The 13546-nt window shown below is 54.9% G+C and carries 12 protein-coding genes and 1 pseudogene; 4 read left to right on the top strand and 9 right to left on the bottom strand.

Translation table 11 applies throughout. The features are described from left to right. Positions 1-220: 220 nt before the first annotated feature. Together R84865_RS02525 and R84865_RS02520 are read right to left on the bottom strand one after the other, a co-directional pair. Positions 221-1195, bottom strand: coding sequence for an aliphatic sulfonate ABC transporter substrate-binding protein (locus R84865_RS02525; RefSeq protein ID WP_435632160.1), 975 nt, complete (start codon positions 1193-1195; stop codon positions 221-223). Positions 1196-1321: 126 nt separating this feature from the next. After that, on the bottom strand, positions 1322-2455 hold the full coding sequence (locus R84865_RS02520) for an L-dopachrome tautomerase-related protein (RefSeq protein WP_435638755.1): 1134 nt from the start codon (positions 2453-2455) through the stop codon (positions 1322-1324). Positions 2456-2848: 393 nt separating this feature from the next. On the opposite strand from R84865_RS02520, the gene R84865_RS02515 reads away from it, so the two are divergent. Next, positions 2849-4225 (top strand): class II fumarate hydratase, encoded by a 1377-nt coding sequence (locus tag R84865_RS02515; RefSeq protein ID WP_435638754.1) that lies wholly within the window; start codon positions 2849-2851, stop codon positions 4223-4225. Between the two features lie 195 nt (positions 4226-4420). Beyond that, positions 4421-5746 carry a glycerol-3-phosphate transporter gene (glpT, locus tag R84865_RS02510; protein ID WP_435638753.1) on the top strand — a complete coding sequence of 442 codons (1326 nt, stop codon included), beginning with the start codon at positions 4421-4423 and terminating at the stop codon, positions 5744-5746. A 179-nt stretch (positions 5747-5925) separates the two neighbouring features. On the opposite strand, the pseudogene R84865_RS02505 reads toward glpT, so the two are convergent. Then, positions 5926-6732, bottom strand: a pseudogene (locus R84865_RS02505) (IS3 family transposase); the annotation flags it as partial. Beyond that, positions 6726-7238 carry a helix-turn-helix domain-containing protein gene (locus tag R84865_RS02500; RefSeq protein ID WP_435638752.1) on the bottom strand — a complete coding sequence of 171 codons (513 nt, stop codon included), beginning with the start codon at positions 7236-7238 and terminating at the stop codon, positions 6726-6728. The pseudogene R84865_RS02505 and the gene R84865_RS02500, both read right to left, overlap by 7 nt. 272 nt (positions 7239-7510) lie before the next feature. Between R84865_RS02500 and R84865_RS02495 the strand changes: the two genes are divergently transcribed. Next, a complete protein-coding gene (locus R84865_RS02495) occupies positions 7511-7702 on the top strand; it encodes a hypothetical protein (protein ID WP_435638751.1) in 192 nt (63 codons plus the stop codon). Positions 7703-7929: 227 nt separating this feature from the next. Here the strand turns inward: R84865_RS02495 and R84865_RS02490 are convergent, their stop codons facing one another. Then, positions 7930-9030: a hypothetical protein gene (locus tag R84865_RS02490; RefSeq protein WP_435638750.1), complete on the bottom strand. Its 1101-nt coding sequence runs from the start codon at positions 9028-9030 to the stop codon at positions 7930-7932. Between the two features lie 37 nt (positions 9031-9067). Further along, positions 9068-9916 (bottom strand): abortive infection family protein, encoded by an 849-nt coding sequence (locus tag R84865_RS02485; RefSeq protein WP_435638749.1) that lies wholly within the window; start codon positions 9914-9916, stop codon positions 9068-9070. A 244-nt stretch (positions 9917-10160) separates the two neighbouring features. Here R84865_RS02485 and R84865_RS02480 point away from each other — a divergent pair, with 244 nt between their 5' ends. Then, positions 10161-10469, top strand: a complete 309-nt coding sequence (locus R84865_RS02480; protein ID WP_435638748.1) for a DUF736 domain-containing protein — start codon at positions 10161-10163, stop codon at positions 10467-10469. A 73-nt stretch (positions 10470-10542) separates the two neighbouring features. Here R84865_RS02480 and R84865_RS02475 read toward each other — a convergent pair whose 3' ends face one another. The 3 genes from R84865_RS02475 to glpD form a co-directional block, all read right to left on the bottom strand. Further along, a complete protein-coding gene (locus R84865_RS02475; protein ID WP_435638747.1) occupies positions 10543-11382 on the bottom strand; it encodes a hypothetical protein in 840 nt (279 codons plus the stop codon). 104 nt (positions 11383-11486) lie between these two features. Further along, on the bottom strand, positions 11487-11744 hold the full coding sequence (locus R84865_RS02470) for a helix-turn-helix domain-containing protein (protein ID WP_435638746.1): 258 nt from the start codon (positions 11742-11744) through the stop codon (positions 11487-11489). Between the two features lie 198 nt (positions 11745-11942). Beyond that, entirely contained in the window at positions 11943-13472 is a 1530-nt protein-coding gene (glpD, locus tag R84865_RS02465; protein ID WP_435638745.1) for a glycerol-3-phosphate dehydrogenase, read from the bottom strand. Between the last annotated feature and the right edge of the window lie 74 nt (positions 13473-13546).

Genomic DNA, 13546 nt, shown 5'->3' with positions numbered 1-13546 from the left:
CGCACGGATAGGGCGACTGGGCAAGAAGGACAGCATGGCGTTAGTGCTATAGGACGGCTCCACTGCGGCGGTAGGGCGCGGCTACCCTCACAGGGTTGGCGGGTAACGCTGGGCCTGTGGGGAAGGTTTGGCGCAGTGTCATGACTCGAACGCAGCACTGAACATAACATAACAGCGCACGGGCGGTGATCATCATCGCCCGTGTGCTAATGCGTCGGTATTACTGCTCTTTCAATTGACTGTCCTGCGACCACAGCGCCGAGCGAACGTCGACCTTGCCCGGCAGCAAATGCGCGGCGGTGAAGGTATCGGCAAGCTGCTGCTGCTCGTCGTAGACCTTATTGCTCATCCGTTCGATACCGAAGGGTGCACGTCCCAATACCTTCTGCCAGATGCCTTGTTCCAGACCGGTGGTGTTGGTTAACAGCTTGGCAACGTCACCTTGGTGGTGATTCGCCCAGTCGCTGAGCGATTGCAGCTCGCTGATAAACGCCTTCGCGGTATCCGGCGAACCGTCGGCAAATGTGCGGCTGGCCAGATAGAAGGTGTAGTGCGGCGCCAGGCCTTTGGCATTGGTTAACTCACGCGCGCCGGCATTCTGTTCGGCTTCGCTAAGGAAAGGATCCCAGATCGCCCAGGCATCGATGGCACCGCTTTGGAACGCCGCGCGTGCGCTGTCGGGGGTGAGATACACCGGTTGAATATCGCTGTAGCTTAGCCCGGCCTTTTGCAGCGCTTTCACCAGCAGATAGTTAACGTCAGAGCCTTTGTTAAGCGCTACGCGCTTGCCTTTCAAATCCTTCACTGCGCGGATATCAGAATCCTTGGGCACCACAATGGCCTCGGTTTCAGGATTAGCCGGTGAATGCCCTAGGTAAACCAGGTCAGCCTGCGCCGCCTGCGCAAAGGCGGGAGGCGCATCGCCGGTGGCCGCCACATCGATACTGCCCAGATTAAGCGCTTCGAGCATCTGCGGGCCTGCCGCAAACTGCACCCACTTGACCTGAGTACCCTGTTTTTTGAAGGCCTCGTCCAGCGTACCGCGTGACTTCAGCAGTTGGAAGATATTGGCTTTCTGATAGCCGACCGTCAGCGTGTCGGGCTGAGCAGCCAGGGCTGTACTGCTGACGACCCCCATGGCAACAGCAATGAGTCCGGCAAGGAGCGGGGTTTGGCGTTTGATGCTGGCGTTCATAAGCGACCTCTTGATGATTTGCTATAGCTTGGTAGAGGTCGCTTATGGCGGGAAATATAAAAATTCGCTGCTGTTATTCCACTGCTGAATATAAGTCCTGCTGACGAATGCCTGCTGCGGCAGTCGTCAACCGAGGAAGCTGCCTAACTGGATGCCTGCCAGTTGCTCGGGCAGCCGCAGCGTAAACACTTCGAAGGGCAGCTTGGGCTGATAGTGGCCGCCATTCATGCCTGCGGTGTACTCCACTTGGCCGCAAGGGATATAGAGCGTGCGGCGGCGATCAATGAACAGCGCATCCGGTGAGATCAAGCGCGGGTGTTTTATCAGCGTGGCGCGCTTGCCCTGGGGCGAAACCACGTCGATTTGATGGTGCTCAGCATCGCAGATATAGAAGTTGCCGCGGTCGTCCATGGCGGTGCCGTTGGTGCTGGCGATATCAAATGGATAGCTGACGCGCTTATTCAGTTCGCTGTCGCTCAGGTTGCGATCCCATAAGTCGCGAATGCGCACCTTCCGCATCGGGCCTATCAGCGGTGCGAAGTAGAGCCAGGTACCGCTAGGGTCGATTTCCAGCTGGTTGGAGTACGTCGTGGGCTTTTCGCCAGCGGCGTTTTTCAGCAGTCGCCCGCCGCTACCGCGCAGCGGATGCTGGGCATCGTTTTGTACGCTCGGCTGACCGTGCAGGCGGCGGAGGGTGTCGCCGCTGTCCAAGTCGTGGAGCACGATACCGCCCGCGCCGCTGTCGGTCAGAATCATGGTAGTGCCATGAATGCGCAGATCGTTGATGGCTGCACCCTTGGGCAGCACCTGCTCGTCGAAGCGCAGCACCTTCAGCACTTCACCGCTGCGGTTATCGAGCTGGATCACCTTCTGCGCGCCGGGAACGGGCGTTTCATCGGATGTCGCGCCCTGATCGACCACCCACAGCGTATCGTCAGCAAAAATGTGCACGGCGTTCACCGCCACGAACGCATTGCGCGCATTTTGGCCGGGCCGATAGCGATTCCACTCATCATCGGGGAAGGGAACCACCTTGCCCTCTTTGGTGAGCCTGGCCACCGAGTAGCTTGGCTGATGAGGTTCTCCAAACCGTGGAAATCCAAGGAAGATCTGCTGCTGCGAATCAACGGCGATGGCGTTGCAGTTATTATTGCCTGATACCAGCGTTGTTAGCGCAGGGGCGGGCGCGGCGCGTAAAGCGCTCGGCAGCAGTAGCGTGGCAGCGCTGAATTGGCAAAAACGGCGGCGATTGATAGCCATTGGATGGCGACTCCTTTGGCAACTTACGTTGGTCATTGGATGTGCCTGCACTAAGGCATGGTGCGGTCAACCAGCGTGCCATCTATCCGTCGCCGACATCAAGCGGCGGCGGTAGCGCAGCGCGCTTTGGGGCCGGTTGGCAGAGAATACGCGCATGCCATGGGGCCCGTTTCCTTCCAGCCTCTCTACTAATGTCGCTATCGATGTATAGACAGAGAGGGCAGCACGTTGATGTCGCAAGGTGTACCATAATCATATTGTCTGAGCAGCCGTGGCCTGGCTCGGTCGTGTCGCAGGGGCAGCGCGAGCGGCCGGCCGGCCAATAACTAGCGCCGCCAGCAAGCATGTTGGAATATCGATTACCACTGAAAATACCTTGGTTAGGGGGATAAGATGAGCAACACCCGCATTGAGAAGGACAGCATGGGCGAACTGGAGGTGCCAGCGAATGCGCTTTATGGCGCCCAAACGCAGCGCGCGGTCGACAACTTTCCCATCAGCGGCCAACCGCTACCAGCTGAACTGATCAAGGCAGTGGCGCGTATCAAGCTGACCGCCGCGCAGGTCAATCTTGATCTGCAACTGCTCGATAAAGGGCGTGCGGAAGCAATCACCAAAGCGGCGCAGGAAATTATCGACGGTCAATACGCCGACCAGTTTCCGATCGATATTTTCCAGACCGGCTCCGGTACGTCTACCAACATGAACGTCAACGAGGTGATTGCTCATCTCGCCTCCACCGACGATCTGCCTATCGCCCCCAATGACCACGTTAATATGGGGCAGAGCAGTAACGACACTATTCCCAGTGCGATTCACATTTCTGCGGCATTGGCGGTAGAACATCAGCTGCTGCCGGCACTTGAAACGCTGCACGCGGCCATCGAGAAAAAAGCCGCCAGCGTCGAACATGTGGTCAAAACCGGCCGTACCCACCTGATGGATGCCATGCCGATTCGCATGAGCCAGGAACTGCTGGGCTGGGCCGATCAGATTGCGCAATCGATCAACCGTATCAAGGACGGCCAGCAGCGCCTGCTGCGTCTGGCGCAGGGCGGCACCGCGGTAGGTACCGGTATCAATGCGCATCCTGAATTTGCCGAGCGTTTTGCCCGTCGCCTGAGCGAAACCACCAAGCTGTCGTTTGTGCCTAGCGATAGCTTCTTCTCGGCGCTGTCGTCGCAGGACGCCGTGGTAGAAACCTCGGGACACCTGAAAACGCTGGCGTGCGCGGTGCTGAAAATTTCCAACGATCTGCGCTGGATGAACTCTGGCCCGCTGGCCGGTCTGGGCGAAATCGAGCTCAAGGCGCTGCAGCCGGGCAGCTCGATCATGCCGGGCAAGGTTAATCCGGTTATTCCTGAAGCAGCGGCACAGGTAGCGGCGCAGGTTATCGGCAACGATGCTGCCATTACCATTGGCGGTCAGTCAGGCAACTTCCAGCTCAATGTAATGCTACCGATGATCGCGCATAACCTGCTGTCGTCGATTACCCTGCTATCCAATACGCTGCCGTTGCTGGGCGAGGCGATTAGCGAGTTCACCGTGCGTGAAGACAACATTGAAGCGCCGCTGGCGAAAAACCCGATTCTGGTGACCGCGCTGAACCCGGTAATCGGCTACCTGAAGGCGGCCGAGATTGCCAAGAAAGCTTATAAGGAAGGGCGTCCAATCCTTGAGGTAGCGAAAGCTAACTGCGACGTATCGGAAGACGACCTGCGCCGCCACCTTGATCCTTCCCAACTGACCAAAGGCGGCATTCAGGAATAACGAAAGCTGCTGCGAGGCCAACATCCCGTCTCTGGTGTCAGAGGCGGGATTTTTTATGGGCTACTGCTGGCCTAATGCGGTAAACGTCTAAAACAGAGCGCTGCCTAATGCGTTGCTGCGACGATATGATAATGGCGGCAAGCCACTGATTGGCTTAGATTTCAGCCTCCTTGAACAGCTGGGTTGAGTCTCCTCATGATAGGTCTTCTTGCGCCCGCCGCGGCGCGTCCCTCCCTGCCCGATGCCAAAATCGATCCGGTGTATCGCCGACTGCGCTGGCAGATATTCCTCGGCATCTTTATCGGTTATGCGGGCTACTACCTGGTAAGAAAAAACTTCTCCTTGGCCATGCCAGCGCTGATTGAGGAAGGTTTCTCGCGCGGCCAGCTCGGCATCGCGATGTCTGGGGTGGCGGTGGCATACGGTATCTCCAAGTTTGTGATGGGCACCGTGTCCGATCGCTCTAATCCGCGCTATTTCCTGCCGCTGGGGCTGTTGATTTCGGCGGCGGTGATGCTGCTGTTCGGGTTTGCCGATTGGGCGGTATCCAGCGTCGGCATCATGTTCACGCTGTTGTTTATCAACGGCTGGGCGCAAGGCATGGGCTGGCCGCCCTGTGGTCGCACCATGGTGCATTGGTGGTCACGCAGTGAGCGTGGCGGCGTGGTGTCGTTGTGGAACGTGGCGCATAACGTTGGCGGCGGGGCCATCGGGCCGCTGTTCATTCTTGGCATGGCGTGGTTCGATGACTGGCATTCGGCATTTTACCTACCGGCGCTGGTGGCCTGTGCGGTAGCGCTGTTTGCCTGGGCGACCATGCGCGATACGCCTCAATCCTGCGGCCTGCCTGCCATAGAAGCGTGGCGTAACGAGTATCCCGAGGGCTATCAGCAGCAGCATGAGCAAGAGCTGAGCACCCGTGAAATTCTGTTCAATCACGTGCTGAACAATCGGCTGCTGTGGTGCATTGCGCTGGCCAACGTGTTCGTTTACTTCCTGCGCTACGGTGTGCTGGATTGGGCACCGGTGTTCCTGCAGGAAAATAAGGGCTTCGCGGTGAACAGCTCGTCGTGGGCCTACTTCCTGTATGAGTGGGCCGGTATTCCCGGCACGCTACTGTGCGGTTGGCTCTCCGATAAGGTGTTTCGCGGTAACCGCGGCATTACCGGTATTGTCTTCATGCTGCTGGTAACGGTGTTTACGCTGCTCTACTGGCTGAATCCGCCCGGACATCCCGCCATCGACATGACGGCGCTGATCGCCATCGGTTTCTTTATCTATGGGCCGGTGATGCTGATCGGTTTGCAGGCGCTCGAATTAGTGCCGAAGAAGGCAGCGGGTACGGCGGCGGGGCTAACCGGCCTGTTCGGTTATCTGGGCGGTTCGGTGGCGGCCAGCGCATTGCTGGGCTTCAGCGTTGACTGGCTTGGCTGGAACGGCGGCTTCGCGCTGTTGATCGGTGCCTGTGTGCTAGCGACGCTTATGCTGTTGCCAACGGTAAAAGGCGCGCGCACCGTCTAGTTGCGGGCTGCCGAAAGGAGGCTGGCTGAGTACGCCAGCCTCTTTCCATGAGCAAACGCGGCACGCGGTCTTGCTGTTGTCCTTAACGTATCGTCAACGTGCGGCGGCGTCATACGTACGCTTTTTGGGCAGCATAAGAGAAAGAAAAATGAACTGACCCCCAAAAGTTGGACAGTTGGTTAAGCAGGGCTTCCCAAGGGCTGGGTTCGGTATTGCACCGGGCTCAGCCCTTTTAGTGTGCCTTTGATACGCTCGTGGTTGTAATAGTGGATGTAGCGATCTATCGCAGCCTTGAGTTCGTCAATAGTGTTGAAGGTTTGTTGTCTATAACACTCTTCCTTGAGTGTTCCGAAGAAGCTTTCGATGCAGGCATTATCCAAGCAGTTACCTTTGCGTGACATGCTTTGGGTAATGCCCTGATCCGAGTGCAGCAATGGCGTATCGTTTGGCTTTAAGCGCTTTTTCAGCTTCTTCAGCATGTGTCCAACCAGCGGCAAGGTGGGCTGTGTCGCTGAATTCCAGGCAATAATTTCGCCGTTGAACATATCGATAACGGGCGACAGATACAGCTTTTGTCCCGTCACCTTGAACTCGGTGACATCGGTTGCCAGCTTTTGACTCGGGCGATCAGCCCGAAATTTGCGCTTGAGAATATTCTCCGAGGCTTTCCCGACATCGCCCATGTAAGCGTTATACCTTTTCCTGCGGCGGATCACGGCCCCCATATTCATCGACTTCATCAGTCGATGAACCAGCTTGTGATTCACGTGACAGCCTTCATTGCACAGCGCCTGGGTCATACGTCGATAGCCGTAACAGCCCCTGTGCAAAGTATAAAGCGCCCGGATGCGGGTTTTGAGTTCTTCATATTTATCGGCGGCTTTCAGGCGGCTTGTCTGGTAGTACCAGGTGCTGCGAGCCATGCCTGAGACCCGAAGCAATCGAGCCAGAGAGAAGCGGTGGCGCAGCTCTTGAATGATTAACGCCGTTTCCCTTTGTTGAGCTCCTCCTTGCGAAGGAGTTCGTCGAGCTTTTTTAAGTAGGCGATCTCCGCTTTCAGGTCTTCGTTTTCTTCGATGAGTTCTTCACGAGAACGCTGATCACCGGTTTTGGCTGGTTGCTGTGCTCTCTTTCTAGACATGGCGGAAAATCGTCCTCTGGATTTAGGATTAAGCGCATCGAAGCCTCCATCATGATAGAGCGAGAGCCATTTACCAATGTGCCCGTGGCTGCGGATATTGAATTCGATAGCTGTCTGTCGATGTGACCAACCTTCCTGCCGCATTCGACGGATAACCTGCCGTTTAAATTCCGCGGTATAGCTGGCTCCCTTGTGAATCAGACCATCTATGCCATGGCGTTCGTAGAGTTTGACCCACAACCGGAGTTTGGCCGGATCCAAACCTAACGGACCGGAAATTGATTGAATTCCACCGCCTTGTCTCAGTACCTGCTGTACGGCTTTCAGTTTGAACTCTTTATCGTATTTCATACAAAACACCCCGAAGGTTGGATGAGTATCCAACTTTCGGGGTGCAGCTCAACACCGGTGAGGCTTTTTTTTTGGCCGTAGTCGGTTGGCGGAAGCGCTCTGTCGATAACCCCACCCACAGAGCGTCGCCGCCATTTTTGCTCGGCTGAAGTTGCGGGCTGAGGTTTGTGAGTGCCGATTTTCTGCTTGAGATAGTCAGCCACGCGCTGCTGGGCCTGCTGGTGGCGGTGGAGTTGAAGACCGACGAGTTCAAAGTGGCCTAGAAGGGGCAGATGGAGATTTATCTGCGCTGGCTGGATAAGCACGAGCGCGAGCCGGAGGAAGCCTCGTTCCTGAGAATTATTCTCTGCACCGGCAAGAAATGCGAACAGATCGAGTTACTAGAACTGGACAAGCCGAGCATCCACGTTGGCGAGTATCTGACCAGCTTTTCGCCGCGTGCGGTGCTGGGAGAACGGTTGTAGCAGGCGGCTGAACACGTACGCTTGCAGATCGAGCAGCGGCAATCCGACAAAAAAACCTTACCGCAATATTCGGGTGTTCCGGCGTGTCGCCGTTCGGTTCGCGGGCAAGCACCCCTAACGTATTCGATTTTTCGAGTCTCTATTTATAACTGCGCGTGGAAATCATGGCTTGCAATGACGTCAAAGTGCCGTGCCTATATTTTATTCATCCATCGAGTGCCATAGGTTCACCACTGACGCTCTAGCGAGAGCAAATAAGAATATGGGTTGTTATTTCTTATCTGGCGTCTTTGATTCGCCAGTAGCACCGCAGATGCGGTAAGAGAAATTCCTGCTCCGGCCAGCAAAGCGACGGAACTAGGTACTCCAGAGAGCATTGCAACAGATGTCGGGGCAGCGGAAAAAAATGAAACCTTTAATAGACCATTAATACCTGTTTCCCAGTTTTGAGCTTTGAGTGAATCCCGAAGGCTGCGAATTGCCGGTGCGACATTGGCCCGATATTGGTCTGACACAGCTTGTCTTAAAGCTTCTACAGGGACATCTCTCGGCAAGTCGCCAGCAAGTCTAGCTACTTCATTGCGAAATATGGCTAATTCTTCTTTATGACTATTCTTGAATCTTAAAATTTCTGCTGCCGAAAGATGATCGGGCAATGATATCCCTTGGACCATCAGGTCAATAAGCAAGCTTGGCGCCACATCTTCAGGCAATGACCTTCTCGGCCCCAATGCATCGAAATGCCGTCCTCTTCTGCCCGTGTTGATCGTGCCGAGCGGTTTCCCTTTGCGAACAGTAATTGCCAAATGATCCGCTGCTGATGACTCTGTAATCAGGCCGACTCCTAGCCGTTTGGACAATTGAGAGGCAAGTAGTGTCATGTAGAAGTTGGCAAAACCAGTGGGCACATGAAGCCATCCGTCATCGTTTAAGCCGCGGTCAAGCTCTGATCGGATCGTGTATGACAATTTTTCTGGATGTATATGTGCAAGTTCGTGTAACTCACGCGACATTCTGTCTGGATGAATTTGGCGACTTGGATTTCCTTCGGTATCGAACATTACAGCCGCCGATGCTGGATCTGTCAGGAAATCAAGGACCTGCTCAGTAAGCTCCTCAACTTCTTCCATGTCAGACGAAACCCGAACAGGTAGAATCACCCCTTCATCACACAAAGCCCGAGCGAGATCGTTTGAGTAGGGGGCACGATGCGAAACTGGGACGATAGTTCTAATGGAATCCCAAAACAATGCAGCACTCCGCAACCATCGTTCATTTTTTATGTCGATGTAGGGATAGTAGAGTGCTGATGAGAATGCGATCGACATCTTAAGTTCTCCAACATTTATTTGTGCCAATCGTTACTTAACTTAAATTCGATGAGATGACGGATGCTGAAATGTGTTTCTTGTAATCATTAGATGCGTGCCATAGGTCCATAACAAATATCACCAATGAATGGGCCGAATTCACTGCCAGCCGTGCCTCTGCCACCGTAATTTTTGGCGGATTTAAGCCTCGGCCATGAGCCGATCCTATGTGCGTACGATATGCGCCCACACCATCAACTATTGATGCCAATCCTTGCAATATTCGCTTTTGGTCTTCTCTTAGCATTGAGTTAATATTAAGTCCGAGATGCGCTTGAACTACGCGCCAGACAGGCATAACCGACTGATTTGTAGGCATCTTAAGATCGAACCTCTCGATATATGTTTTGCAAAGCGCCTCGATAATTGAGCTGGCCGCCGTTATCGCCGCATGTGGATCTCTATCGAGCTGTTGAATTGTCCTATCAAACTCAGACTCAACGGACGCATAATCCCCTGCATTCAAGTAATCAGTGAGGGTCTTCGCTGCAAGAGATGCTCCTGCAAGAGTGATGACACCATTAAATTGGTAAGTTAGCTGATTTCTAGAAAGGCTTTCACGAATACGTTGCTGCCCCTTTGCGATTTCTGGTCGCCAATCCGAGGATTCTTCTTCCATGAATTTTTGAATAACCAATCCAAGCACTGCAAGCGGGTTGATTGACGGATCTTCATTACAACGACGCAGCCATATTACGCACTTTGTTTCACAGTTTCCAGGCGGTGCATCACCTGGCGCACCACTTTCCATGAACAAAGAGTTGAGCTTGGAGTGGCTGTAATAATGGGCAGCGATGACGGACGCCACAGCTCCGATTACAGAAGTTGGAATTTTGTTAGCCACAATTAAGCCCCCGGAGCCTTAAAACTTACCATACTTAATCTGGATAGAGGCATTGTAATGCCAGGGTAGAAAATATTCTCACAGTATTAGGTTAATCTATCAGAAATGTATAACAAAATAAGCATAGCTTCGCATTCCCGCTGCGCTTCGACCGCAGCCGGTGCGGCCAGCCCATACCCTGCCGGACGGATTACAGCAAGGACGCACTGGCGCGACCTTGTTTAACCCGAAAGGGGAGATCGCAATGGCTAACATCGGCACCTTCACCGCATACGAAGACGGCTACACTGGCACGCTGCGCACCCTGACGCTCAACGCCATGCTGGTTCCCAACGATAAGGGCGACAACGAGAGTGCCCCCGATTTCCGCCTGCAAGCGGCTAGTTACGGCATAGGCGCGGGGTGGCGGAAGACCAGCGAAGCTGGGCGTCCCTATGTGTCCGTAACTCTGGACGATCCTTCGTTCCCGGCCAACGTCTATACCCGCCTGATCGAAGGCGAGAACGGCACGCATGTCCTGATCTGGGCATGCAACAAGCCCAAGGCAGCCTGACGACCGCTCACTGCGGCGGGGCCCTTTCAGGGGAACCTACAAACGGAGCATACGAGTGCCGTGCTTGACGCCGCTATGGGATGGCGGCCATAAGGTCGTCGAAGGTCATGAACTGAACGCCATAGGTTGCCGTCAGCCATGCTCGGTTTGTGGGGGCAAGGATGGAATTTGTTGCATTGCTGTTGCCAATGTCCTCCGAGCAGAAAATATCTAGGCCATATGCGATGTGCGCGGCAATAGCATCTCCATCGGCCCATTCGCTGAAAGCACGTTGGACTGCGTGTTTTTGATGAGTGTCTTTGGCGTTATCGAGAGCACGAAACCACTCTTCCGTTGGATCGGAGGCCATTTTTTGGCCAAGTGCCTTTACTTGAGCAGCACCTAATCCGCGGTCTTCAATGGCTCTGGTCACTTCATGAATCTTGTCGATCCAGGCATCCCCCTCCCCATTAGCAAGATAGAAATCGCCATTTTGATCATTGATTTTGAATGCGCCAATTCGCGGGACATCTTTAAGAACACGAACCCCCAGTATCTTTGCTGCTTTTATTCTGGCGATGACCTCTGGATGTAGCGGATTTCGAGGCTGATCGACGATATACTTAGCCTCAACTGTATCGATATCGGAAGTTCCAACCTCTGCTAGGATCGTTTCGGGAAGGTCTTCATTCTTGGTGATCGAGATTTTCTCTGGTTCTGACTTGAGCTTAGTATTTGAAAAAACCTCTGCCCGGTCCTTGCGCATGATTCCTTCTATAGTCAGCATAGTTGCTGAATAGAAGCCTTGAATTCTCTTGGCGGCGAGAGCGTCATGCACCTTCTGTAGCCGAGGTTGTCGATGGTCCTTGGGGAATCGCTCTGGCCGACAAGCCAAATCCAGGACATTGGTGTCGAACGTCACATGCATAGTCACAATGCGTTTCCTTTAAGTTTGTTGAAAGCAAGCCGGCAGCAAGTGTCTGCTTTTCAGGGCAAGTGCGTTCACTTTCCCGCGTTTTAGAGGGTGGTCATGAGTTCCTATCGTACTCGTGCCAGAGGCTGGTCCGTCTTGTGTTCATCATCGCCAACACAGGCTAGCGTCAGCAGCGTGAGCGGGTGGACTTCCATCACTTCGCACAACTCTGCCAGTTTGCTGGTGGTCGGGTTTTCCAGGTCGCGCCCCAGCGCGTAACTCATGTAGGTACGGCTCGGCACGTCGGAGAATGCTTCTTGGCTCAAGTCACGCGCTTTCTTGGCCGTCTTCAACGCCTTCGCCAACGAGTACCCTGCCGCCATCTTGGTTTCCTTGCAAAAACAAAGATGGCAGCTTATTGCGCCCTATAGGGCTACAATATACGCCCGCTTTTTGGGCAGCATAAGAGATAAGAAAAAGCCTCACTGGTCGGTACGCCGGTAAGGCTTTTTTTATTGGCCGTAGGTGGTTGGCGGAAGCGCTCTGTCGGTAACTCTACCCACAGAGCGTCGCCGCTGATGTTATTCGGCTGAGGTCGCGGGCTGCGGTTCGTGAGCGCCGATTTTCTGCTTGAGATAGTCGGCCACACGCTGCTGCGCCTGCTGATCCAGATGCACCTTGAGTTTGGTGCGTCGCCACAGCACATCGTCCACCTCACGGGCCCATTCGTGCTCAATCAGATAATCGATTTCGGCTGCCGTGAGCCCCGCACCAAAGTGTTCGCCCATCGCCGCTTGATCGTCGCTCAGGAAGATTTCGCACAGGCGACCGTAGCTGGCGGCATAACGCTCAGTGGTGGAGGTTTCCAGCCACGGGAAGCGACGCTGCAACTCACGCGCATAGTCGAGGCGATTGCCGATATCGCCGCCTGGCATCGTGGCTTCAGCGGTCCACGGCTGCCCCATGTTGGGGAAGAAGGGCGCCAGTTTTTCCAGCGCCGATTCTGCTAGTTTGCGATAGGTGGTGATTTTGCCGCCATATACTGCCAGCAAGGGCGCGTGGCTTTTATCGCCGTCGAGATCCAGCGTGTAGTCTCGCGTCATCGCTGACGGATCAGAGGATTCGTCGTCGCACAGCGGGCGCACCCCAGCGTAGCTCGACACCACTTGATCACGGGTGAAGTCCGCCTTGAAGTGTTCGTTCAGCACCTTGATCAGGTAATCGGTTTCTTCATCGCTGATAGTAATCGACGACGGGTCATCGTGATAATCGACGTCGGTGGTGCCGACAATGCTGTACTCCTGCTGCCACGGCAGCACAAACACGATGCGGTTATCGCTGTTCTGCAAAATGTAGGCGCGCTCATCGGTATTGATACGCGGCATGATCAGGTGGCTGCCCTTGATCATCTTGATGCCAAGGTTCGGTTTGCGAGTAGAGTGCTCGCGAATGAACGAGGTGACCCAGGCGCCGGCGGCATTGGCGATGGCGCGAGCGCGACGCTCGAAGCGCTCGCCAGTAACGGTGTTTTCAAGCGTCAGGTGCCACACGCCATCCTGCTCCTTGGCATCTATGCAGCGGCTGCGCGCAAGAATTTCTGCGCCTTTCTGCTGTGCCTGAAGCACGTTCAGTACCACTAGGCGCGCATCGTCGACCCAGCAGTCGGAGTATTCGAAGCCTTTGGTAATCGAATCGACCAGCGGGCTTTGGCCGCCGAATTCGCGCTTGAAGTTAAGTGTTTTGCTCGCGGGCAGGGTAGCGCGGGGGCTCAGGTGGTCGTACAGGAACAGCCCCGCACGCAGCATCCAGGCCGGGCGCAAGTGCTTCTGATGCGGCAGTATAAAGCGCAGCGGCCAGACGATATGAGGCGCTTTTTTCAGCAGCACTTCACGCTCGCGCAGCGCTTCGCGCACCAAACGAAATTCCTTGTACTCGAGGTAGCGAAGACCGCCGTGAATCAGCTTGCTCGACGCCGACGACGTATGGGCAGCGAAGTCGTCCTGCTCGCACAGCGCGACACTCAGGCCACGGCCCGCGGCATCATTGGCAATGCCGGCACCGTTGATGCCACCGCCAATGACAAAAAGATCAATGAGTTGACTGTCTGACATAAGAGCTTCTCCACACGGGATGTAGCAGGCGGCGGTCTGGCAAAGCGGTCGCGTTAAAGACCCTGGAAGCGCCT

This window comes from Carnimonas bestiolae (assembly GCF_051251145.1).
Taxonomy (GTDB): Bacteria; Pseudomonadota; Gammaproteobacteria; order Pseudomonadales; family Halomonadaceae; genus Carnimonas; species Carnimonas bestiolae.
The sequence above is the reverse complement of the archived record's forward strand: the minus strand, read 5'-3'. Positions and strand labels throughout refer to the sequence as shown.